Source organism: Azospirillum sp. FG154 (assembly GCF_057809575.1).
This window is the reverse complement of record NZ_JBMDKF010000001.1, coordinates 104,029-125,468: the sequence shown is the minus strand read 5'-3', so window position 1 is coordinate 125,468 and position 21,440 is coordinate 104,029. Positions and strand designations below refer to the sequence as shown.

The 21,440-nt window shown below is 66.3% G+C and carries 21 protein-coding genes; 15 read left to right on the top strand and 6 right to left on the bottom strand.

Translation table 11 applies throughout. From position 1 onward, the window contains the following. Positions 1-101 precede the first annotated feature (101 nt). A complete protein-coding gene (locus tag ACODS4_RS00625) occupies positions 102-314 on the bottom strand; it encodes a DUF1674 domain-containing protein (RefSeq protein WP_488860302.1) in 213 nt (70 codons plus the stop codon). 197 nt (positions 315-511) lie between these two features. On the opposite strand from ACODS4_RS00625, the gene ACODS4_RS00620 reads away from it, so the two are divergent. Both ACODS4_RS00620 and ACODS4_RS00615 read left to right on the top strand, forming a co-directional pair. After that, positions 512-1,444, top strand: coding sequence for a DHH family phosphoesterase (locus ACODS4_RS00620; RefSeq protein WP_488859748.1), 933 nt, complete (start codon positions 512-514; stop codon positions 1,442-1,444). Positions 1,445-1,470: 26 nt separating this feature from the next. Beyond that, positions 1,471-2,187, top strand: coding sequence for a hypothetical protein (locus ACODS4_RS00615; RefSeq protein ID WP_488859746.1), 717 nt, complete (start codon positions 1,471-1,473; stop codon positions 2,185-2,187). A 36-nt stretch (positions 2,188-2,223) separates the two neighbouring features. Here ACODS4_RS00615 and ACODS4_RS00610 read toward each other — a convergent pair whose 3' ends face one another. Then, on the bottom strand, positions 2,224-2,586 hold the full coding sequence (locus ACODS4_RS00610; RefSeq protein ID WP_488859744.1) for a DUF1304 domain-containing protein: 363 nt from the start codon (positions 2,584-2,586) through the stop codon (positions 2,224-2,226). A 302-nt stretch (positions 2,587-2,888) separates the two neighbouring features. Here ACODS4_RS00610 and ACODS4_RS00605 point away from each other — a divergent pair, with 302 nt between their 5' ends. The 11 genes from ACODS4_RS00605 to ACODS4_RS00555 all read left to right on the top strand — a co-directional run bounded on the left by ACODS4_RS00605 (position 2,889) and on the right by ACODS4_RS00555 (position 12,961). Then, positions 2,889-3,560 carry a flagellar hook assembly protein FlgD gene (locus ACODS4_RS00605; RefSeq protein WP_488859742.1) on the top strand — a complete coding sequence of 224 codons (672 nt, stop codon included), beginning with the start codon at positions 2,889-2,891 and terminating at the stop codon, positions 3,558-3,560. A gap of 61 nt (positions 3,561-3,621) precedes the next feature. Then, a complete protein-coding gene (flgE, locus tag ACODS4_RS00600) occupies positions 3,622-4,932 on the top strand; it encodes a flagellar hook protein FlgE (protein ID WP_488859740.1) in 1,311 nt (436 codons plus the stop codon). A gap of 10 nt (positions 4,933-4,942) precedes the next feature. Beyond that, positions 4,943-5,272: a hypothetical protein gene (locus tag ACODS4_RS00595; protein WP_488859738.1), complete on the top strand. Its 330-nt coding sequence runs from the start codon at positions 4,943-4,945 to the stop codon at positions 5,270-5,272. Positions 5,273-5,386: 114 nt separating this feature from the next. Continuing rightward, on the top strand, positions 5,387-5,848 hold the full coding sequence (locus ACODS4_RS00590; protein ID WP_488859736.1) for a hypothetical protein: 462 nt from the start codon (positions 5,387-5,389) through the stop codon (positions 5,846-5,848). 45 nt (positions 5,849-5,893) lie between these two features. Then, the gene (flgK, locus tag ACODS4_RS00585; RefSeq protein ID WP_488859734.1) at positions 5,894-7,636 is read left to right on the top strand and encodes a flagellar hook-associated protein FlgK; all 1,743 of its coding nucleotides are present in this window, start codon (positions 5,894-5,896) and stop codon (positions 7,634-7,636) included. A gap of 11 nt (positions 7,637-7,647) precedes the next feature. Further along, on the top strand, positions 7,648-8,562 hold the full coding sequence (locus ACODS4_RS00580) for a flagellin (protein WP_488859732.1): 915 nt from the start codon (positions 7,648-7,650) through the stop codon (positions 8,560-8,562). A gap of 291 nt (positions 8,563-8,853) precedes the next feature. Beyond that, positions 8,854-9,678 (top strand): flagellin, encoded by an 825-nt coding sequence (locus ACODS4_RS00575; protein WP_488859730.1) that lies wholly within the window; start codon positions 8,854-8,856, stop codon positions 9,676-9,678. A 161-nt stretch (positions 9,679-9,839) separates the two neighbouring features. Then, the gene (gene fliD, locus ACODS4_RS00570) at positions 9,840-11,522 is read left to right on the top strand and encodes a flagellar filament capping protein FliD (protein ID WP_488859728.1); all 1,683 of its coding nucleotides are present in this window, start codon (positions 9,840-9,842) and stop codon (positions 11,520-11,522) included. 48 nt (positions 11,523-11,570) lie between these two features. Continuing rightward, complete coding sequence (locus tag ACODS4_RS00565; protein ID WP_488859726.1) at positions 11,571-12,050, top strand: flagellar protein FliS; 480 nt, start codon at positions 11,571-11,573, stop codon at positions 12,048-12,050. Then, entirely contained in the window at positions 12,031-12,675 is a 645-nt protein-coding gene (locus ACODS4_RS00560) for an RNA polymerase sigma factor (protein ID WP_488859724.1), read from the top strand. The genes ACODS4_RS00565 and ACODS4_RS00560 overlap by 20 nt, the downstream gene beginning before the upstream one ends. Then, on the top strand, positions 12,665-12,961 hold the full coding sequence (locus tag ACODS4_RS00555; RefSeq protein ID WP_488859722.1) for a hypothetical protein: 297 nt from the start codon (positions 12,665-12,667) through the stop codon (positions 12,959-12,961). The genes ACODS4_RS00560 and ACODS4_RS00555 overlap by 11 nt, the downstream gene beginning before the upstream one ends. 9 nt (positions 12,962-12,970) lie before the next feature. On the opposite strand, the gene ACODS4_RS00550 is transcribed toward ACODS4_RS00555, so the two are convergent. The 3 genes from ACODS4_RS00550 to ACODS4_RS00540 all read right to left on the bottom strand — a co-directional run bounded on the left by ACODS4_RS00550 (position 12,971) and on the right by ACODS4_RS00540 (position 16,853). Next, on the bottom strand, positions 12,971-15,340 hold the full coding sequence (locus tag ACODS4_RS00550; protein ID WP_488859720.1) for a tetratricopeptide repeat protein: 2,370 nt from the start codon (positions 15,338-15,340) through the stop codon (positions 12,971-12,973). A gap of 143 nt (positions 15,341-15,483) precedes the next feature. Then, complete coding sequence (locus tag ACODS4_RS00545; RefSeq protein ID WP_488859718.1) at positions 15,484-15,816, bottom strand: hypothetical protein; 333 nt, start codon at positions 15,814-15,816, stop codon at positions 15,484-15,486. 89 nt (positions 15,817-15,905) lie between these two features. Then, positions 15,906-16,853 carry a LysR family transcriptional regulator gene (locus tag ACODS4_RS00540; protein ID WP_488859716.1) on the bottom strand — a complete coding sequence of 316 codons (948 nt, stop codon included), beginning with the start codon at positions 16,851-16,853 and terminating at the stop codon, positions 15,906-15,908. A gap of 108 nt (positions 16,854-16,961) precedes the next feature. Here ACODS4_RS00540 and ACODS4_RS00535 point away from each other — a divergent pair, with 108 nt between their 5' ends. Both ACODS4_RS00535 and ACODS4_RS00530 read left to right on the top strand, forming a co-directional pair. Beyond that, on the top strand, positions 16,962-17,717 hold the full coding sequence (locus ACODS4_RS00535) for an SDR family oxidoreductase (RefSeq protein WP_488859714.1): 756 nt from the start codon (positions 16,962-16,964) through the stop codon (positions 17,715-17,717). Continuing rightward, a complete protein-coding gene (locus ACODS4_RS00530; RefSeq protein WP_488859712.1) occupies positions 17,714-18,808 on the top strand; it encodes an alkene reductase in 1,095 nt (364 codons plus the stop codon). The genes ACODS4_RS00535 and ACODS4_RS00530 overlap by 4 nt, the downstream gene beginning before the upstream one ends. Positions 18,809-18,905: 97 nt before the next feature. On the opposite strand, the gene gyrB is transcribed toward ACODS4_RS00530, so the two are convergent. Then, positions 18,906-21,389: a DNA topoisomerase (ATP-hydrolyzing) subunit B gene (gyrB, locus tag ACODS4_RS00525; RefSeq protein ID WP_488859710.1), complete on the bottom strand. Its 2,484-nt coding sequence runs from the start codon at positions 21,387-21,389 to the stop codon at positions 18,906-18,908. Positions 21,390-21,440 lie beyond the last annotated feature (51 nt).

The window sequence follows — 21,440 nt, the reverse complement described above, 5'->3', positions numbered from 1 at the left end:
CCCGTTTGGTCCAGAGGGGCAAGGGAAATAGGCATTTACTCCTGAATACGAATGTATGAATTCACTGAGCGCCCAATAAGGGCTAAAAATCCTTTTTCCGATTAGAAATCGGAACAACGGCCTTTGAACTCCCAGTCGCCGTAGCGGGTTGGTTCCGGTCCCTTGGGGCCGCCGATTTCGCCGGGCTTCTGTTCCGGTCCTTTGCCTCCGCTTGTGTTGGCTGTGGCGTCGTCCGGCGTCGGTGCGATGGGCGCCGCTTCGGCGGCGGGAAGAGGCGCGTGGTCGGGGGGCGGCGTGTCGGTCATGGCAACCATCATCATGGCGGGCGTTGCGGTGGCTCTATCATCGGACAAAGGCGCTGGAAAGTCCCGGATGAAGAAGCGACCCACCACCGCGTGGATTTGGATCGGCCTTCCGATCTATGGGGGATGGTTAAAGGATTGCGCGACGGCGGGGCCGCGACTACCCTGCCGCGAGTGCCTCATCATCATGGTCGCCAAGGGAAGTCCGCATGTCCGACGTCGCGAAATACCGCCTTGTCACCCGTTCCGACTTCGACGGGCTGGTCTGCGCCGTGCTCCTGAAAGAGCTTGGCGTTCTGGACGAGATCAAGTTCGTCCACCCCAAGGACATGCAGGACGGCAAGATCGAGATCACCGACCGCGACATCACGACCAACCTGCCTTACGTGGACGGCGCCCATCTGGTCTTTGACCATCATTTGTCGGAAACCATCCGCGTCGGTGAAAAGCCGAATTACGTGATCGACCCGTCGGCCCCGTCGGCGGCCCGCGTCGTCTACAATTATTATGGCGGCAAGGACCGCTTCCCGACCATTTCCGACGAGATGATGGTCGCCGTCGATCAGGCCGATTCGGCCCGTTACGACAAGGACGACATCCTCAACCCCACCGGCTGGACGCTGCTGAACTTCATCATGGACGCGCGCACCGGGCTGGGGCGTTTCCGTGAGTTCCGGGTGTCGAATTATCAGTTGATGATGGACCTCATCGACTATTGCCGCTCCCACTCCATCGCCCAGATCCTCGATCTGCCGGATGTGCGCGAGCGGGTGGACCTCTACACCCAGCACGCTGAAAAGTTCGTGGATCAGCTCAAGCGCTGTTCGACCCTGCGCGGCAACGTCGTGGTGCTCGATCTGCGCAATGAAGAGACGATCTACGCCGGCAACCGCTTCATGATCTACGCGCTGTATCCCGACGCCAACGTGTCGATCCATGTGCTGTGGGGCCTGAAGCAGCAAAACACCGTTCTGGCCTGCGGCAAGTCGATCATCAACCGCAGTTCCAAGACCGACATTGGCCCCTTGATGCTGGAATATGGCGGCGGCGGCCATCAGGCGGCGGGCACCTGCCAGGTTCCCAACGATCAGGCGGCGGACGCGCTGGAAGCGATTGTTGGCCGCATGCAGGCGGATGGCTGAAATCATCCAGGGCTGTTTGTTTCATCATGGTGACGACCCACCGCCTGTTTTCCGACGCGTGGCTTGACGCGCTGTCGGTCGAAACCCCGCCGGACGCGGCCGCGTCGGTGATCGACGCGGCGGCGTCGCGGGTGGGCGAGGCGCTCGACCAATTCCGGGTTCGGGTTCTGGAGAGGGAGCGTGGCGGCGATCCGACGCAGATCGCGCCGTTGCTGCGCGCGGAAACCGCGATCCTGCCCGACGCGGCGGCGACGGCGGATGACGCCGTCCACGCGGTGATGCAACGCGTCGCTTTCAAACGGCGAGCGCTGCTGCCGCTGTTTCCGCCCTTGCTGGAGCGTTTGCGCGTCGCCCATGGCGAGGCGGCGGTGGTCTGCGCGCGGACGCGCTGGCGTTTGATGGCGGCTCGCGCGTTGGCCGATCCCGGCGGCCCGTCCAGCCCCATCCACGGCCACGGCACCCGCTACGTCAAAAGCGACCGTTTCGACGCCCGCGCGGTGGAGAGTTTGCCGCCGGGCGACCGCGTGCGCGCCGACCGCGCCCTGAAGCGTCTGGGCGAAAGCCCGATCCCGGTGGAGCTGGATTTCCGCCCGCTGGGGCTTGGCGGCGTCGCGGTCGCCGGGCTGTGGAGCGTCAAGGCGGGGGGAAGCAACCGCTTCATCCTGCGCCAGGAGCAGGACCGGCGCGGCCCGTTTTTCATCGTCGAGGATGTCGGGCCGTGGCGGGATGAGGTCGCGGTCTGACGCCGCGCTCCCCCGCCGCGTTCCTTTAATGACGAATCACGACAGCCAGAGCGCCGCCAGGGCCAGGGCGGCGGGCAGCCCCTGGATGACCAGGATCTTGCGGTTGACCGACCACGCGCCATAGGCCCCCGCGACGACGACGCAGGCCAGGAAAAAGCTTTTGATCTGAAAGGCGACGGCGGGATCGGGGTGGATCAGCCCCCAGATCAGACCGGCGGCGAGAAAGCCGTTGTAAAGCCCCTGGTTGGCCGCCAGCACGGCGGTGATCCGCGCCTTGTCCGCCGATTGGCGGAAGGTCTTCAGGCCGATGGGCTTGGTCCACAGGACCATTTCCAAAATCATGAACCAGACGTGCATAAGCGCCACCAGCGCCGCCAGAACCGTCGCCACAACCCCCATCCTCATCCTCCTGTCGCCGCCGCTGAGCGGGGCGGATTCCACAATTTGCCACACGAGCAAAGCATCTGACCCGCAATCCAGGGCCGTGTCACGCGGGAAACAATCGAACCTTCCGCCGCCCGGATGAAAAAACGCGAGCGGTCTGAAAAAACCCCGCCAGCTTTTCCATTCCGCCCCGTGGATAGCTTCAGAACGAACCGGGCGGCGCGGATGCGCGGCCCTCCCCCGATCAACACCGGCCTTGCCGCCGTGGTCTCCCACCCGGAGTCCGCGAACGGGCCGCGCTTTGAGTGGAGTTGGCGATGTCGGTGTCTGCGCTCTCGTCCACCAGTTCAACCACGGTTTCGACGACGACCTCGTCGTCGAGCAGTTCGTCGGCCTCGCTGGTCAACAATTACCAGTCCTTTCTGACGTTGCTGTTGAAGCAGTTGGAGGTCCAGGACCCGACCGATCCGGTGGACGCCAGCGAATACACCTCGCAACTGGTGCAATTGGCCTCGTTGGAGCAGGAGGTGTCCAACGGCGAGAAGCTGGACACGCTGAACACGTCGATCACGGCGCTGGGCACCGGCACGAACGCCATCGGTTATTTGGGGAAAACGGTGGAGGCCGAAGGCTCCACCACCGCCCTTCAGGATGGCGAAGCGTCGTGGGAATACGACCTGGACTCCACCGCGTCCAAGGTGACGCTGACGGTCAAGGATTCCTCCGGGAACACCGTGTACAGCGAAAATGGCGAGACCGCCTCCGGGACCCATGAATTCACCTGGGACGGGACCGACGCGGATGGAACGACCCACAGCAGCGGCAATTACACCCTGTCGATTTCGGCGGTGAATTCCAGCGGTTCCACCGTCACCACCACCACCCGTTTCAAGGGCACCGTGACCGGCGTGGACAGCTCGTCCGGGACCGCGACGCTCAGCGTCGGCGGGGTCAGCGTGTCGGCGGACGACGTGCTGGCGATTTCCTGACGCGACGCCGCCAAGGCCGCGCGCGCTTCCCCCCATTTCCCCGTTTGCAACAGGTGTCGCCATGAGCATCACCAGCGCGATGTACAGCGCCACGTCCGGCTTGACCGCCCAGAGCAAGGCGCTCGCCTCCATCTCCAGCAACATCGCCAACTCCAGCACCACCGGCTTCAAGGGCACCGTCACCAACTTCACGTCCTACATCAACAAAACCTCGACGGTGGACGAGCAGGTGGGCGGCGTCATCGCCACCAACAGCCGCAGCGTCAGCCGCCAGGGCGAAATCCAAAGCTCCGCCACCACCACCAACATGGCGGTGAACGGCGACGGGTTTTTCGTGGTGTCGGACAAGGCGTCGAACGGCGAGACCGCCTTCACCCGCAACGGCTCCTTTTCCACCAACGCGGCGGGCTATCTGACCAATTCCGAAGGCTATTACCTGGAAGGCTGGAAGCTGGCCGACGACGGCACGATCAGCGCCAGCAACAAGACCTCCACCGACAGCTTGGAAGCCGTCAATCTGACCAGCATCAAGGGCACGCCGAAGGCGACCTCGACGCTTGGCCTGGAGGCGAATTTGCCGTCGGACGCGGAGACCAGCGACAGCTTCACCTCCGACGTCGAGCTGTTCGACGCGCTGGGCAACAGCAATTCGGTGACGATGACCTGGACGAAGACCGCCGACAACACCTGGTCGGTCAGCGCCGCCAACCCGACGAAATCCTCCGACAGCACGGTGACGACCGGCACGATCTCCGGCTTTCCGATCACGGTCAGCTTCAACACCGACGGCTCGCTCGCCTCGGCCACCCAGACCGACAGCAGCGGGACGGTGACGACGGTCGATCCGTCGGCGATCTCCTTCTCGGTGACGGGCTGGACCACCGGGGCGTCGGACAGCACGGTGACGATGGATCTGGGAACCGCCGACGGAACCGATGGGTTGACGCAATACGCCTCGGGCGACGACGACCCCGACATCGGCGATTGGACCTCGACCCAGAACGGCTACGCGCCCGGCAGCCTGACCGGCACCACCATCGATGAAAGCGGCGTCGTCCGCGCCACCTTCGACAATGGCGAGACGCGGGCGATCTACCAAATTCCCATCGCCACCTTCGCCAACGCCGACGGTCTGGACAGCGAGACCGGCAGCACCTTCACCCAGACCTATGAGTCGGGCAACTACCAGCTCCGCACCGCCGGCGACGGCAAGGCCGGGTCGATCGAAGCTGGGTCGCTGGAAAGCTCCACCGTCGAACTGACCGACGAGTTCACCCGGATGATTACCGCCCAACAGGCCTATTCGGCGGCGTCCAAGGTGGTGACGACGGCGCAGGACATGCTCGACACCCTGATCGCCATGAAGCGCTGAGGGGGCGGGAATGAGCCAGCCCCTTCGCCGTTCCCGCCGCCGCCGTCCCGCCGCGCCGCCGTCTTCCGGGGCGGGCGACGCGGGCGCGGCGGCGGCGGCCCGTTTGTTCGCCGAACAGGAGGCGCTGTTGCGCGATCACCGCAGCGTTTCGCTTCGGGCGCAGAGCCTGCTCGCCGGGCCGTCGTCCCAGGCCCAGCGTTTGGCGCTGGCTGATGATTTGTTGACGCTGATCGACCGTTTGCAGGCGGCCAAGGCCGCGTTGGGTCGAACCATTCTGCGCGGCGGCGCGGCGCGCGCCGCCGTCTCCGCCTATGGCCGGGTCAACGGCATTCGCCGGTAAGCAAGGCGCGCGCGACGAAAAGCGCGCCAGGAAATCCGCCGCCGCGCGTGCAACGCAGTGTTCAAGCCGCCCCGTTCCAAGCCGCTCAACTCAACCATTTTCGGGAGTTCCGCCATGACCAACGCGCCAGATGGGACCATCACCCTGCGGGTCAACCCGGTGGAGGTTCTGGAAAGCTTCACCGCCGAGATGACGCGGTTGAGCGAGGTCGTGGACGCGGCGATGCGCGAGGGCCGGGCGCGCGACGCCGTGCTGGCGGCGGGGGCCATGCAATCGCTGCTGGCCGCCTGGAAAAGCCGTCTGACCGACGCGCTGACGCAGACGCGCAGCAAGCGGGTGCCGCCCGCCGTGCGCCTCGCCGCCCGCGCCGCCGCCGCCCAAGTGCTGCCGATGATGCGCGCGCAGATGCGCGGGTTGGAGGCGCGGATCAAGGCGCGCCGCGCCCGGCAGGCCGCCATCAGCGCCGCCCTGCGCGCCGTGTCCACCCCCGCCCCGATGACCTATGGCGCCGGGGTCGGCTATGGCGCGCGGTCGGGAAACCGGGCGGCCCCGCGCGCTCTGGCCCTGACCGTTTAGCAGCGACCGTTTGACGGCGACCGTTTTCGCAGAGGAGGCCAAGCCATGTACCTACGGGTCGCGGGTTCCATCGCCAGCGCGGCGTTGCGCACGTCCGAGGTCGGCATGGCGGTGGCGTCTTCCAACGTCGCCAACGCCGACACCGCCGGTTACACGAAAAAAACCGCGTCCGTCGGCACGCGCGACACCGCCATCGGCTTTTCCAGCGTCGACACCTCGTCAATCAGCAGCACCATCGACCAGTTTCTGTTGAAGACGCTGGTCGGCGCCCAATCCGATTTGGGGGCGGCGACCACCCGGAACGACTATCTCGACCAATTGCAATCCTCGCTGGGCAGCGTGTCGTCCGACGACGACGGCGGCAGCGATCTGGGATCGATGATCGACTCGTTGGCCGACGTCGCCGCCACGCTGGCGACCTCGCCGGAAAGCGAAAGCGCCAAGGCGGCGGTGGTGCAGAACGTCTCCGATCTGGCGGAAAGCCTGCGCAGCGCCTCCTCCTCCGTCCAATCCCTGCGTGGGCAGGCGGACGAGGAGATCGCCAGCACGGTGGACAGCGTCAACGAATCGCTGAACACGCTGGACGATCTGAACGACCGCATCGTCAAGGGCAAGGCCCTGGGCCAGAACACCAGCGATCTGGAAGACCAGCGCAACGAAGCGCTGAAGGGGTTGGCCGAAAATCTGGACGTCACCTATCAGGTCGATTCCAGCGGGATGATGCGGATCTCGACCTCTTCGGGAAAGACGCTGCTCGATTCGTCGGTGCATGAGCTGTCCTACACCCCGGCGGCGGCGGTCAGCGCCAGCACGACCTACAGCGCGACGGGAACCAGCGGCTTTCAGGGAATCATGATCGACGGCGTCGACATGACCAACGCGCTGAAGGGCGGCAGCCTTGGCGCGCTCGTCACCCTGCGCGACACCGATTTGCCCGCCCAGCAAGCCCGGTTGGACGAACTGGCGACGACGCTGATGGACTCGCTGAACGCCATTCAGAACAGCGGAACCGCCAACCCGCAGCCGCAAAGCCTGACCGGAACCACCAGCGTGACGGCGAGCGACGCGCTGGCCGTCACCAGCGGCACGCTGCGCGTCGCCGTCACCGACCAGTCGGGCACGGCGGCGGAGGTGTTGGACATTGACCTGTCCACCCTGTCCACCGTTCAGGACGTGGTGGACGCCATCAACACGATGAGCAACGCCACAGCCTCCATTTCCGCCGACGGCAAGTTGGTGATTTCCGCCAACGGGTCGAGCCAGGGGATCGCGCTGGGCGGCGACGGCGGGGCCTTTTCGACGGCCTACGGCATGAATGATCTGCTGACCGGCACGGGCGCGTCCGACATCAAAATTTCCAGCGCCATCGGGGCCGACAGCGCCCTGTTGGCGACCGGCGCGCTGGCGACGACCAGCGGTTTGACGGCGGGCGACACGGTGCTGACCAGCGGCGAAGGCTCCGTCGCCAGCGCCCTGAGCGCCGCCTTTTCCGCCGCGCGCAGCTTTGACGCCGCCGGTGGCTTGAGCGGGCGCAGCACGACCTTCGCCGGTTACGCCGGGGCGGTCATCCAGGGGGCGGCCACGCTCGCCGACAAGGCGCAGACCGCCTACGACAGCCAAAACACCTACGCCAGCAGCCTGGAGACGAGCTTCTCGTCCCAAAGCGGCGTCAACGTCGATGAGGAGACGGCGACGATCTCCAACCTGCAATCCGCCTACGAAGCCGCCGCGTCGGTGATGAAGGCGTTGCAGGAGATGTTCGACGCGGCGCTGAACATGGTTCAGTAAAGGAGATCGCGATGGAACGCGTCGCCACCTTCAACCATCAAAACACGCTCGTTCAATACATGATGCGGGCGGAGGCGAAGGTCGCCACCGAACAGGTGCGGTCATCGACGGGGTTGAATTCCACCGACTACAAGGGCATCGCCTCCGACAGTGGTCGGCTGGTCAATCTGGAAAGCCACTACAAACGGCTTGAGCAGTATGTGGACGAGGGCGAGGTCGTCAACGGCCGCATCCAAAGCATGTACGACGCCGTTGACGGCATGTCGGATCTGACCTCCCGCCTCAGCGCGTTGATTACCGGCCTGCAAGGCGACAACGCCGCCGGGGTGGAGGGCGTGACCGCCGAAGCCGGGGAGTTGATGAAGGAGTTCGCCGCCCTGCTGAACACCCAGCAGGAGGGGCGTTATCTGTTTTCCGGGGGACGCACCGACCAACCCGCCGTCGATGTTGACAGCGCGGCCTATCCGGCGCTGACGACCGTGCCGTCCACCGCCGACACCAGTTACTACCAGGGGGATTCGACCATCGCCCATTATCAGGCGGCGGACGATCTGATCCTGTCCTATGGCGTCACGGCGGACCAGCCCGCCTTTGAAAAGGCCCTGCGCGCCTTCAATCTGATCGCCAATCTGACCACCAACCCGGTGGACGACGACGTGCTCGACGAGGCGTCGCAACTGGCCTCCGACGCCACCGACGGTTTGGCGGTGGCGCAGGCGAAGTTGGGGGCGACCAGCGCCTCGCTGGAGCGGACCATCGACCGCCATGTCGATGAGCAATTGGTCCTGCAAACCCACGTCGAGGACATCCGCAGCGTCGATCTGGCCGAATCCACCACCCGCCTGTCGCAACTGACGGCGTCGCTGGAGGCGACCATGAGCCTGATGAACAGCCTCGAAGAGAACAGCCTGACGAAATATTTGTGAGTTTTTTCCTCCCTCTCCCGCTTCGGGAGAGGGAAGGGGCCTGCCGCGCAGCGGCGGGAAGGGTGAGGGGTTCGCCGACGGATGAGGTTGATTCTTGCCAACCCCTCACCCGGCGCTTCGCGCCACCCTCTCCCGAAACGGGAGAGGGAAAGCAAGGCTCTCCCGCTTCAGGAGTGGGGGAAAAACAAAACGGCGCCGACCGTAAAAAACCCCGCCAGCTTTCCCCGTCCCGCCCGTGAGTCCTTGTGAGGGTCGCGACAACCGGCCCGGTTCGATCCAGGAGACCACACCATGCCCGTCATCACGACCAACACCGCCTCCAACTCGGCCCTTCGCTATCTGAACATCAACTCCGACAATCAATCGACGTCGGTGTCCAAGATCGCCAGCGGATCGCGGATCACCAAGGCGTCGGATGACGCGGCGGGCCTTGCGGTCGGCACTTCGCTGCAATCGGACATCACCGTCCTGAATCAGGCGGCGACCAACGCCTCGCACGGATCCTCGATCCTGCAAACCGCCGATGGCGGCATGTCGAGCATTTCCGACATCGTGCAGCGCATGCGCTCGCTCGCCACGCAAGCCCTGTCGGGGTCCGTGACGGACAATGAGCGCACCTATCTGGACGCTGAATTCCAGCAATTGCAGGATGAGGTTGACGGCATCGCGTCCGGCACGCGCTTCAACGACGAATCGCTGCTGGACGGCACCGGCAATTGGGCCACCGGCGTCGATTTCCGCGTCGGCACCACGTCGTCGGACAAGATCAACGTCGCCATCGCCAACGTGACCACCACCGGCCTTGGCATCAACACCAGCGACATCACCACGTCGGCCACCGCCGCCACGGCCTTGACCGCGCTGGACGCCGCCGTCACCTCGCTGTCGGACGCCCGCGCCGACGTCGGCGCGTTGATCTCGCGCTTTGAATTCCGCAGCGACATGATCGACACCACCATTGAGAACACCGAAGCCGCCCAATCCGCCATCATGGACGTGGACGTCGCCGCCGAGCAATCGAAGCTGTCCTCGACCAAGGTGCTGACCCAGGCGGCCATCGCCGTCTTGTCGCAAGCGAACTCGATGCCGGAGAATCTTCTCTCCTTGCTCCGCTGAGAGTTCGTTGACCGCCGCCCCCGGCTTGCCGTGCTGCCTCACAAACCACGGGGATACAGGGCGGGGCGGCGGTCACTTTCCTTTTCCTTCCCACCCGCCCGCGCGTTCGCGCGCCGCAGACCGCCCGCAACCGCGCGCGGCCACTGGATGGATGCGCCGTCATGACGACCGTCTCTTCGACCACCTCGACCACGGCGGCGTCCACCGGCTATTCCGCCCTGTCCTCCACCAGTTCGGGCACCGGCATCGATTATTCGGCGCTGATCGAAGCCAAGGTGCAGGCGCGCCTGGTGCGGGCCGACCGGGTTGACGCCAAGATCACCGCCAACGAGGCCAAGATCACCGCCTACGGCGATCTTCAGGATTTGCTGCAAACGGTGAACAGCTCGTTGGACGGTTTGCGCAACCGCTCCACCGCCACCGGCGCGTCCAGCAACCTGTTCGGCCAGCGCAGCGCCTATATTTCGGACGAAGACGCCTTCACCGCGACGGTGGATGACGACACCGAACTCGGGACCTATTCCGTCGTCGTCCAGCAATTGGCGACCAAGCACAAGATCGCCGCCGACGCGGTCAGCGGCAAAACCGACGCGCTTGGCCAAGCGGGAAGCTTCACGCTGCAAGCCGCCGACGGCTCCGCCGTGACCATCACGATGGAGGAGGACGACTCGCTGACCGATCTGCGCGACGCCATCAACAACCAGACTTCGACCAGCGGCGTGAGCGCCAGCATCGTGCAGGTCAGCGATTCCAGCTATCAGCTTATCTTGACCGCAAAAAGCACGGGCCAGGACATCAGTCTGACCGACGGCGGCGACGGCGTGTTGAGTTCGCTGGGGCTGACCGACAGTTCCGGCGCGATCAAGAACGAACTGGTCGCGGCTCAGGACGCCATCATCGAAGTGGACGGGGTGACGATCACCCGCAGCAGCAACACCATCGCCGACGCCATCGACGGGGTGACGCTCAGCCTCTACACCGCCGATCCCGACGCCGCCGTGTCGATGGAGGTGTCGACCGACCTGTCGTCGATCAAAACGGCGATCACCGATTTCGTCGACGCCTACAACGCGGTGCGCGATTTCGTGGCGACCCAGCAAGCCGTGTCCAGCGATGGAACCAAAAGCGAAGACGCCACGCTGTTCGCCGACAGTCTGCTGCGGCAGATCACGAAATCGGTGTATGAGGGGCTGAACACCTCCATCACCACCGACGACGGCGAGGTTCTGTCGCTGTCCTCGCTTGGAATCACCTTTGACAGCTCCAACAATCTGGAGCTGGACGAAGACACGTTGAACACTTTTCTTACGGACGACATTGACAAGGTCAAACAGCTTCTCGGGCTGAACATGACCTCGTCGTCCAGTTCGCTGTCGCTTTTGCGTTACAACACCAGCATGACCAGCGCGTCTTTCACGCTGGACATCGACGTGGCGTCGGACGGCTCGCTGAATTCGGCGACGGTCAATGGTGACAGTTCGCTGTTCACGGTCAGCGGCAACCGCATCGTCGGCGCCGCAGGGTCCATCTACGAGGGCGTCGTGATGGTCTACAACGGCGGAAGCGGCAGCGTGGACGTTGATTTCTCACAAGGTTTGGCGGACCGGCTTTACAGTTCCATCGACAATTACGCCGATGAGTATGACGGCGATCTCGCCACCATCATCGATGATCTGGAGGCTGACGACGTCGAGTTGGAAAGCCGATCCGACGACATCAAGACCAAGGCGGAAACCTACCGCACCACCCTGACGGCCTATTACGCCCGGCTGGAAGCCGCCGCCGAAACGGCGGCGCTGCTGCTGCAACAACTGACCTACAAAGACAGCAGCAGCGACAGTTGAGCGCGGGCGCTTTCCCACACCAATTGATCGACAGAAGGATCCGCCCTCATGCGCAATCCCTCCCTGAATCGCGCCATTTCCGCTTACGCCACCGCCAACGCGGTCGTGCCGCCGTTGGTCGCCGTGGTGCGGTTGTATGAGCGCGCCGTGACGCATCTGCACGCGGCCCGCGACGCCGCCGCCGCTGGCCGGTTCGAGGCGCATCACAACGCGGTCAAACGCACCATCATGATCCTCGCAGGCCTTGATTCCATTTTGGTTTTCGACAAGAATGGGGATGTGGCGATCACGTTGCGGGGGTTCTACCGCCGCTTGATCGCCCAGGCGGGAGGGGCGGCGAGCCGCCGCGATCCGGTCGCCGCCTGTGACTCTCTCATCAGCCAATTGTCCTTGATGTTGAGGACATGGCAAGCCATCGCCGCAGAACGCGGGGAGGCCGACAACGTCGCCGGTGCGTCGGCCAAAGGGTCGCCTGCATCTGTCGTCGGGAGAACGATGGATCATGCGCATGGCGGACTCACGGCTTGATGAGCCACGGCGTCTCGTGAATCGCGGGCCGGTCACGGCGGGCGTCAACATTGCGGCGGATGAGGAAACGGACGAAGCGCTGATGGCGCAGATCCGTTCCGGCAGCCAGACGGCGTACCGCCGTCTGGTGCATCGCCATTTGAAACGGACCTTCGGTCTCGCCCGTCGCCTGTGCGGGAATGAGGCGGAGGCCGAGGACATCGTTCAAGACGCCTTTTTGCAGGTTTGGCAACGCCGGTCGCAATGGGCCGACGAAGGCGCGCGCTTCACCACCTGGCTGTACCGCGTCGTCGTCAACCGCTGCATCGACCACAAGCGCCGCCCGGTTTCGCAAGAGCTGGACGCGGTGGCCGAACCGCCGGACGCTTCGCCGGACGCGGTCAGCACGATTCATCGCCAGCAAATCGCCGCCCGCCTCAGCGACGCGCAGAGCAAGTTGACGCCGCAGCAGCGCGCCGCCATCACCTTGTTCTATTACGAAAATTTAACGAACGCCGACATCGCGATTGTTATGCAGATCAGCGTTGGTGCGGTAGAGTCTTTGTTGAAACGCGCGCGTCAACAGCTTCGGCTGTTGCTGCGCGCCAGCGTGCAGGCGGCGAAGGATTCGTTCGATGACGGATGAGGAGTTTCGCGATCATCTGGATCGCCATGGCGGCGACCTCGCTCTCTGGCCGCCGCCGCTGGCCCGGGACGGGCGCCGCCATTTGCTGCGGTCGGTGCGCGCGCAGGCGATGTTGGACGAGGCGGCGGCCATTGACTTGGCGTTGCGTCAGCCCGAAGGGCGTCCGCCCGCCGGGCTGGCCGACCGCATTTTCGAGGCGGCTTTCCGCTCCGATTCCTCCGTCCATGGCTTTGACGCGGATTCTGGGCTGAACGACGACGGAGCGCGGCCCCGGCGCTTGATGTGAGCGATCCGATCAGGCCGAACGTTGACGTTGCGTCGCGCGGGAACGTCCCGTGGCGTTTCTTTGCGTCTGGTCCAGGCGCGGCAAGCGGCGCAATTCAGCGGCGATGCGGGTCATGACGTCGGTCAGGCTTTCGCCCGCCACGGGTTGGAACACGCGCATCGACGGATACCAGGGGCGCCCGGCGGTTCCAAGCTGGGTCCAATCGCGCTGACCAAAGCGCCAGACCGGCACGCCCAGCGCGCCGGACAGTTCCGCCACCGAATTGGCGGGCGCGATCACCAGATCCAGGCTGGCGATCAGCGCCGCCGTTTCTTCAAAATCATCGCGCAGATCCAGCCCGTTCCAACCATGGATCGGCTGGCCGAAGCGCAGGCAGGCCTCGGCGATTTCGCGGCGGCACTCGTCATATTGCAGGTTGACGAAGGTCACGCCGGGAACCTGAAACACTGGCCCCCAATCGGTCAGCGGCACATAGGCGCTCTTGCGGTCCTGCGTCATCACCTGGCTGCGCCAACTGACGCCGACGCGCAGGCCGTCGCCCAACGCGTCCAACCGTTCGCGCCAATCCGCCATTCGCATGGCGTCGGCGTAGAGCCAGGAGGAGCGGGCGGGGAATTGGCCGAGATGGTCGCGCAGACGGCGCGGCAGGGATCCGGCGGGGATGTGAAAATCGCACTCCACCGCCTCGGCCTCGGTCAACCCTTGCAACGGCTGCTCGGCCCGGACCAGGGCGCGGGGGAAGGAGCGGGCGAACAGGGGCACGAGCCGCCGGTCGCACTCGATCACCACCTCGCCCGCCAAGCGGATGGCGTCGGCGTAGCAGGACGCGAAGAGGAACTCGTCGCCGACCCCCTGTTCGCGCCAGATGAACAGGCGCTTGCCCGCCAACGGCTCGCCCCGCCATTCGGGGATGGTGAAGCGGCGTTCCGGGCGGGCGCGTCCGGCCTTGAATCGGCAAGCGTAATCGGCCCAGCCGAGGCTCAATGATCCGCGCTCCAGCGCCAGAAGCCCCCGGTTGAAGCGGGCCAGCGCGTGGGAGGGGGCGGCGTTGACCGCGCGGTCGAACCAGCGCCCGGCCTTGGCCATGCCCAACCGCTGCTCGATCAGCCCCAGCGTGCAGAGCGGATCGGCCAGCGACGGCAGCAGGGCCAGCGCGTGGCGGCAGGCTCGCGCCGCCTCGATCAACCGCCCGGCTCCGTTCAGCGTGTAGGCCAACACCGCGTGCAACGGCGCGTGCGTCGGCATCAGCCGAACCGCCCGGCGCAGATGACGCGAGGCCGCCGCGAAATCCTCCTGATCGGACCATTCGGCGCCGAGATTGCCCAGCGCGTCGGCGAAGGCCGGATTCAACGCCAGGGCCTGTTTCCAGCAGGCTGAGGCGGTCGCCCGTTGGCCCAGCGCCTTCAGGGCGTTGCCCAGATTGTTCCAGGCTTCCGGCTGGTTGCGGTCCAGCGTGATGGCGCGGCGGTGGCAGGCGGCGGCCTGCGCGAACCGCCCCAGCGCGGCTTCCGCCAGCCCCAAATTGACGAGGGCCGGAATATGTTGCGGCGCTGACGCCAGAACGGCGAGGAAGCAGGCGCGGGCCGCGTCGTTGTTCCCCAGCCCAAGAAGCAGCAGGCCCAGATTGTTGCGGGCTTCGGCGTTGTGGGGATCGCGGCGCAACGCCTGGAGATAGGCGTCCTGCGCCCGCGCGGGTTGCCCCAGCGTTTGCCAGACGGCCCCCAGATTGGCCCAGACCGACACGTTGTCGATTCCGTGCTTCAGCGCTTCCTGATAGGCGGCGGCGGCCTCGACCGGGCGCGACCAGCGGCGCAGCGCGTTGGCCAGGGTGATCCAGACGCCCGCGTCTTTCGGGCGCAGGCGGGCGGCCAGACGGTAGCAGCCGATGGCGGCGTCGATCTGCCGCAAATCCTCCAGCGCCCGGCCCAGACCGATCCGCGTCTCGGGCGCGGCGGGAACCAGACGGACGGCGGCGCGGAAACAGTGAAAGGCCAGGGCGCGACCGCCCAACCGCCCGGCGGCGGCGCCCAGCAGGCACAGCGCGTCGGCGTCGTTGGGCGAAAGGGCCAGGGTGCGGCGGGCGCTGGCGGCGGCGGCGGTCGGATCGCCGCCGTCCAATTGCGTCTGGCCCAGGGCCAGATGGTAGGAGGCGACCGTCGCGTTGCCGCGCGCGGCGGTGGTGAACAGCGCGGTCGCCGTCTGGTGGCGCCCATCCTGATACGCGATGTGGCCCAACAAATGGGCCGCGTCGCAATGATTGGGATCGATGCGCAGAATTTCCCGGTAAAACCGGGCGGCGCGTTCCATGTGACCAGCGTTGTGATGCTGAACCGCCAAACGCAGCAAGCTGTCGGTCTGCCGTGTCGCGTTCCCGTCCATGGCCCGTCGCCGCTCCGTCTGTCGGATCATCCCCCAGCGTCTTCACTGGGCATGTTCCTTGTACGGGGCGGCTTGCAATGTCCTGCGGCGGTTTGGGCGTTTTCTTTCTCAGAGACGATTCATTTGCTGCGGCGGGGGCGACGTCAGGCCGCGTCTTTCGCGCCATGGTGGCGCAGATAGGCGCGCGGGTCGCACTCTTCCCCCAGCGCGACGGCGCGGGCGCGGTGGATGTGCTGCATCAGGATGTCGCGAAACTCCTGCGCGGCCAGATCGCTCCATTCCGGCGTTTCGTTGGGAAAGGTCATCTGTCCCGCCGTCGCCTCGAACAGGCGCAGCCACTCGTCGGCCTTGGCCGCCGGGTCGCCGGACTGGCGGAACTGCTCCTCCATCAGCTTGGCCATCAGCGTGCCGAGAGCCAGCAGATTGACGTGCAGCAGCATGTTGCCAAGCTTCACATCCGGCTTTGCGTCGAGCATGGCGGTCACTCCTTGAATGCGGGTGACTGGTCACACGGACGGGGCGGCAAAAGCTGGCGCGCTTTTTTGACGGCGCGGAGGGCGGGGGCTTAACGCGCGACCGTCGGATCGTCCCCGGCGAAGGCGGCGGCGTGGGCGGCGATGCGGGCGGCCAGATGATCGGCCAGCGCGTCCACCCGCAGCGGGCGTTGCGGCCCGGACCCGAACAGCAGTTGTAGGGGCGCGTCTTCCCCCCGCCATTGGGGCAGGACACGGCGCAGCCGGTCGGCGCGCAGGTCGGCGGCGACGTCGAGCCAGGATTTGTAGGCGACGCCGCCGCCCTTGATCGCCCAATCCCGCAACAGCGCACCGTCGTTGGTCGCCCGCGCGCCGTCCACGGCGACTTGGCAGGTCCGCTCGGTTTCTCCCGCGCCGGTCGGGCCGACCAACCGCCAGCGGTTCACCGGCTCGCTCCCGCGCAGCAGGGTCAGACAACGGTGCCGGGCCAGATCGTCCGGGTGGTCGGGCGCGCCATGGGCGGCGAGATAGGCCGGGGCCGCCACCAGAACCCGGCGCGACGCCGCCATCCAGCGCCGTCGCAGGCTGGAATCCGCCAATTGGCCATAGCGCAGGGCGCAATCGACGTCCTCGCGCAGCAGGTCGGCCAGATCGTCGCCCAGCAGCAGCGTGACGCGGAGCGCCGGGTGTTGGTCCTGGAATTCCTCCAGCCAGCCGTTCAGCAGAGTCCGCCCGAAATCCGACGGCGCCGCCATCCGCAACGGTCCGGCGAAGCGCTGGCGGTCGCCCGCCAGCCGATCCGCCGCCGCGTCCAACTGCTCCAGCGCCTGACGGCACTGCGCCAGATACAGCGCGCCCGCGTCGGTTGGCCGGACGCTGCGGGTGGAGCGTTCAAACAGGCGCGCGCCCAGCGTTGTTTCCATCCGCTTCAACGCGGCGCTGGCGGTGGCGGGCAGCAGGCCAAGATGCCGGGCGGCGACCGATAGGCTGCCGAATTCGGCGATCTTCACCATCAGCCGCAAATCGTCGAGCGCGACCATTGCCAAGTCTCATTTGATAATATGTCAACATCGGCGGTGATTATCACGCAAAGCCGGATTGGCGACAATGGCCCCGTCATCACCCCTTCTTGAACACGGAGCCAGCTCATGCCGCCCACATCCACATCCACATCCACATCCACCCTCATTCCCGATCCGCTCAGCGGGCGGACTCTGCTGGTCATCGGCGGGGCGTCCGGCATTGGCCGCGCCGTGGCCGAAGCGGCGGCGGCGCGGAACGCCCGCGTCGTCATCGCCGGTCATGATGTGGATCGGACCCAGCGCGCCGCCGACGCCATCGGCGTTTCGGCGCTGCGGGCCGATCTGGCCGACCGCGCCAGCCTCGACGCCCTGTTCGCGGCGGTCGGCCCGCTCGATCATCTGGTCGTGACCGCCGGGCCACTGTTCGGCTCCCCGCCCTTCGCCCAGCTTGATCTGGCGGCGGCGCGCGCGGCCTTCGACGTGAAGGTCTGGGGCGCGTTGGACGCGGTTCAGGCCGCCTTGCCGCATCTGGCCGCCGACGGCTCGATCACCCTCACCTCGGGCCTGCTGTCGCGCAAGGTCGCCGTCGGCTCGCTGGTCAAGAGCGCGATGAACGCCGCCCTCGAAACCATCGCCAAGGCGCTGGCCAAGGAACTGGCCCCGCTGCGGGTCAGCGTCGTTTCCCCCGGCGTGACCGCCACCGACAATTGGCGCGGCATGGCCCCCGCCGACCGCGAGGCCTTTTACGCCAAGGTCGGGGCGGGCCTGCCGGTGGGCCGGGTCGGGCGGGCGGAGGAGGTCGCCGCCGCCTATCTGTTCGCCATGGCCAACGGCTTCGTCAGCGGATCGGTCATCGACGCCGACGGCGGGGGGCTGCTGTGAGCGCCCGGCTGTTCACCCCCCAGCGCTGGGGCGGGCTGGAACTGCCGAACCGGGTGGTCATGGCCCCGATGACGCGGGCGCGGGCGGGGGAGGACGGCGTGCCGTCGGACCTGGCCGCGACCTACTACGCGCAACGCGCCTCGGCGGGCTTGATCGTGACGGAGGCGACGCAGATCAGCGCCGACGCCCAGGGCTATTCCCGCACGCCCGGCCTGCACAGCCCGGCGCAGATCGCCCGTTGGCGGGAAGTGACGGACGCCGTCCACGCCAAGGGCGGGCGCATCGTCGCGCAGCTTTGGCACACGGGTCGCGTCTCGCACCCGATGTTCCACAACGGCGCGCCGCCGGTCGCCCCCTCGGCCATCGCCCCGGCGGACACGTCGATCTGGGCGGTCGGGGCGGACGGCGTGGGCGGCATGATCCCCACCGGCGTCCCGCGCGCCCTGGAGCTTGGCGAAATCGCCGCCATCGTCGAGGATTTCGCCCAGGCGGCGGCCAACGCCGTCGCCGCCGGGTTCGACGGGGTGGAGTTGCACGCCGCCAACGGCTATTTGATCGAACAGTTCCTGCGCGATGGCGGCAACCAGCGGACCGACCGCTATGGCGGCCCCATCGCCAACCGACTGCGCTTTCTGACCGAGGTGGTGGAGGCGGTGACGGCGCGGATCGGCGCGGCGCGCACCGGCGTCCGGCTGTCGCCGCTCATCACCCTGAAGGGCATGAGCGACCGCGATCCCGAGGCGCTGTTCGGCGCGGCGGTCGCGCGGCTGGACGAGTTGGGCGTCGCCCATCTGCATCTGGCCGAGGGTGATTGGGACAACGGAACGCCGTTGCCGGACTCGTGGCGGCGGGCGTGGCGGGCGCGGTTCCGGGGCGCGATCATCGTCGCCGGACGCTACACGGCGGCGCGGGCGGAGGCGCTGTTGGACGCTGGTCTGGTCGATCTGGTGGCGTTCGGTCGCCCCTTCATCGCCAACCCCGACCTGCCCGAACGGCTGCGCCAGGGCTTGCCGCTGGCGCCCTTCGTGGCGGAAAGCCTGTTCGGCGGCGACGCCCAGGGCTACACCGATTATCCCGTGCTGGCGGGGTGATGGGGCGGGGGATTGGAGACTCGGGCAAACGAAAAGGAGCGGGTATTCCCACCCGCTCCTTTTGCGTTTCAACGTTGATTGGGCTGGGACGCCGTCCTCACACGTCCAAATTCGACACCTTCAGCGCGTTGTCCTGGATGAACTCGCGGCGGGGTTCGACGATGTCGCCCATCAGGGTGGAGAAGACCTCCTCCGCCTGATCGGCGTGGTGGACGCGGACCTGCAACAGCGACCGCTTGGTCGGGTCCAGCGTGGTTTCCCAAAGCTGATCCGGGTTCATTTCGCCCAGACCCTTGTAACGCTGGATGGTCACGCCCCGGCGGCCCAACTCCATCACCGTGTCGAACAGGGCGACGGGGCCGGTCAGCGCGCGGGTTTCCTTTTGCTTTTCAAAGGCGCGGCCTGCCGTGCCGAAGACGCGCAGCAGGTCGGGGGCCAGACCGTCCAGGCGGCGGGCCTCGCCGCTCTTCAACAGGTCGCTGTCGAAATGATGGCGGTGGGTGACGCCGCGCCGGGTGCGGACCACGGCGTAACCGCCGTTCGGCAGGGTTTCGCCGCGCCAACCGCCGTCGCCCAACAGGCTGTTCAACCGTTCGGCGACGCTTTGCGCGGCGGTCAAGGCGGCGTCGGGGTTGCTGGCGAGGCCGCCCGACAGGGCGCCGACCACGGCGGCTTGCTCGACCACCGTCAGATTGCCGACCTTGCGGGCCAGCGTGTCGATGGCGGGGCGGGCGGCGCGCGCCTGTTCGACCAGGCCGATCAACTGGTCGCCGATCAGCAGCGTGCCGTCGGACAATTGCACCGACAGATCGCCCAACGCCGCTTCGACCAGATATTCTTCGAGCGCCCGGTCGTCCTTCAGATAGCGTTCCTTGGCGTTGCCGCGCTTGATCCGATAGAGCGGCGGCTGGGCGATGTAGAGATAGCCGCGCTCGATCAATTCCGGCATCTGGCGGAAGAAGAAGGTCAACAGCAGGGTGCGGATGTGGCTGCCGTCCACGTCCGCGTCGGTCATGATGATGATCTTGTGATAGCGCGCCTTGTCGGCGTTGAACTCGTCGCGGCCGATGCTGGTGCCCAGCGCGGCGATCAGCGTGCCGATTTCCGCCGACCCCAGCATCTTGTCGAAGCGCGCGCGCTCCACGTTCAAAATCTTGCCGCGCAGGGGCAAAATCGCCTGGAACTGACGCGAGCGGCCCTGTTTGGCCGACCCGCCCGCCGAATCGCCCTCGACGATGAACAGTTCGGACCCGGCGGGGTCGCGTTCCTGGCAATCGGCCAGCTTGCCGGGCAGCGACGCCATGTCCAGCGCGCCCTTGCGCCGGGTCAACTCGCGCGCCTTGCGGGCGGCCTCGCGGGCGGCGGCGGCCTCCACCACCTTCATGACGACGCGGCGGGCGTCGGCGGGATGTTCCTCGAAGAACTGGGCCAGCGCCTCGCCGACGATGGTCTCGACCACCGGGCGGACTTCGGACGAGACCAGCTTGTCCTTGGTCTGGCTGGAGAATTTCGGATCCGGCACCTTCACCGACAAGACGCAGGTCAGGCCTTCGCGGGCGTCGTCGCCCGACAGATTGACCTTTTCCTTTTTCGCGATGCCGGATTCATTGGCGTAGTTGTTGATGGCGCGGGTCAGGGCGCCACGGAAACCGGCCAGATGGGTGCCGCCGTCCTTTTGCGGGATGTTGTTGGTGAAGCACAGCGTCGTCTCGTGGTAGCTGTCGTTCCACTGGAGCGCGCATTCCACGGTGACGATGCCGCCATGTTCGGTCGGGCGTTCGGCCTTCAGGGTGATCGCCGGTTTGTGCAGCGCTGCTTTCGAGCGGTCGAGGTAGGTGACGAAGGCCTCAAGCCCGCCTTCGTAATGCAGATCCTGGACCTTCGGCTCGACCCCGCGCGCGTCGGTCAGCACCAGCCGGACGCCGGAATTCAGGAAGGCCAACTCGCGCAGCCGGTGTTCCAGCGTCGCGTAATCGAATTCGGTGTTGGTGAAGGTGTCTTTGGAGGCGAGGAACGTCACCTCGGTGCCGCTCAACGGCTTCACGCCGCCCTGATTGTCGGACACCTCGGGGGCCGGGCCGACGTCGGCCAGCGGCGCGTCGGCGACGCCGTGGCGGAACCGCATGGCGTGGGCGCGCCCGTTGCGCCAGATGCGCAGATCGAGCGTTTCCGACAGCGCGTTGACCACCGAGACGCCGACGCCGTGCAGGCCGCCCGACACCTTGTAGCTGTTCTGGTTGAACTTGCCGCCCGCGTGAAGCTGGGTCATGACGACTTCCGCCGCCGACACGCCTTCTTCGGAATGGATGTCGGTGGGGATGCCGCGCCCGTTGTCGCGCACCGTGACCGAGCCGTCGGCGTTCAACTGCACCTCGACCTTGTCGCAGTAGCCCGCCAGCGCCTCGTCGATGGCGTTGTCCACCACCTCATACACCATGTGATGGAGACCCGAACCGTCGTCGGTGTCGCCAATATACATGCCCGGGCGTTTGCGCACGGCGTCAAGCCCACGCAGAACGGTGATCGACTCGGCCCCATAGTCCTGCTGCGGGAGGTCGTTTTTCAGTGCTTCCTGTGCCATGCGCCGACTATACCAGATCCGGTTGGAATTTCGGCGGTTTCGGTGCCGCCG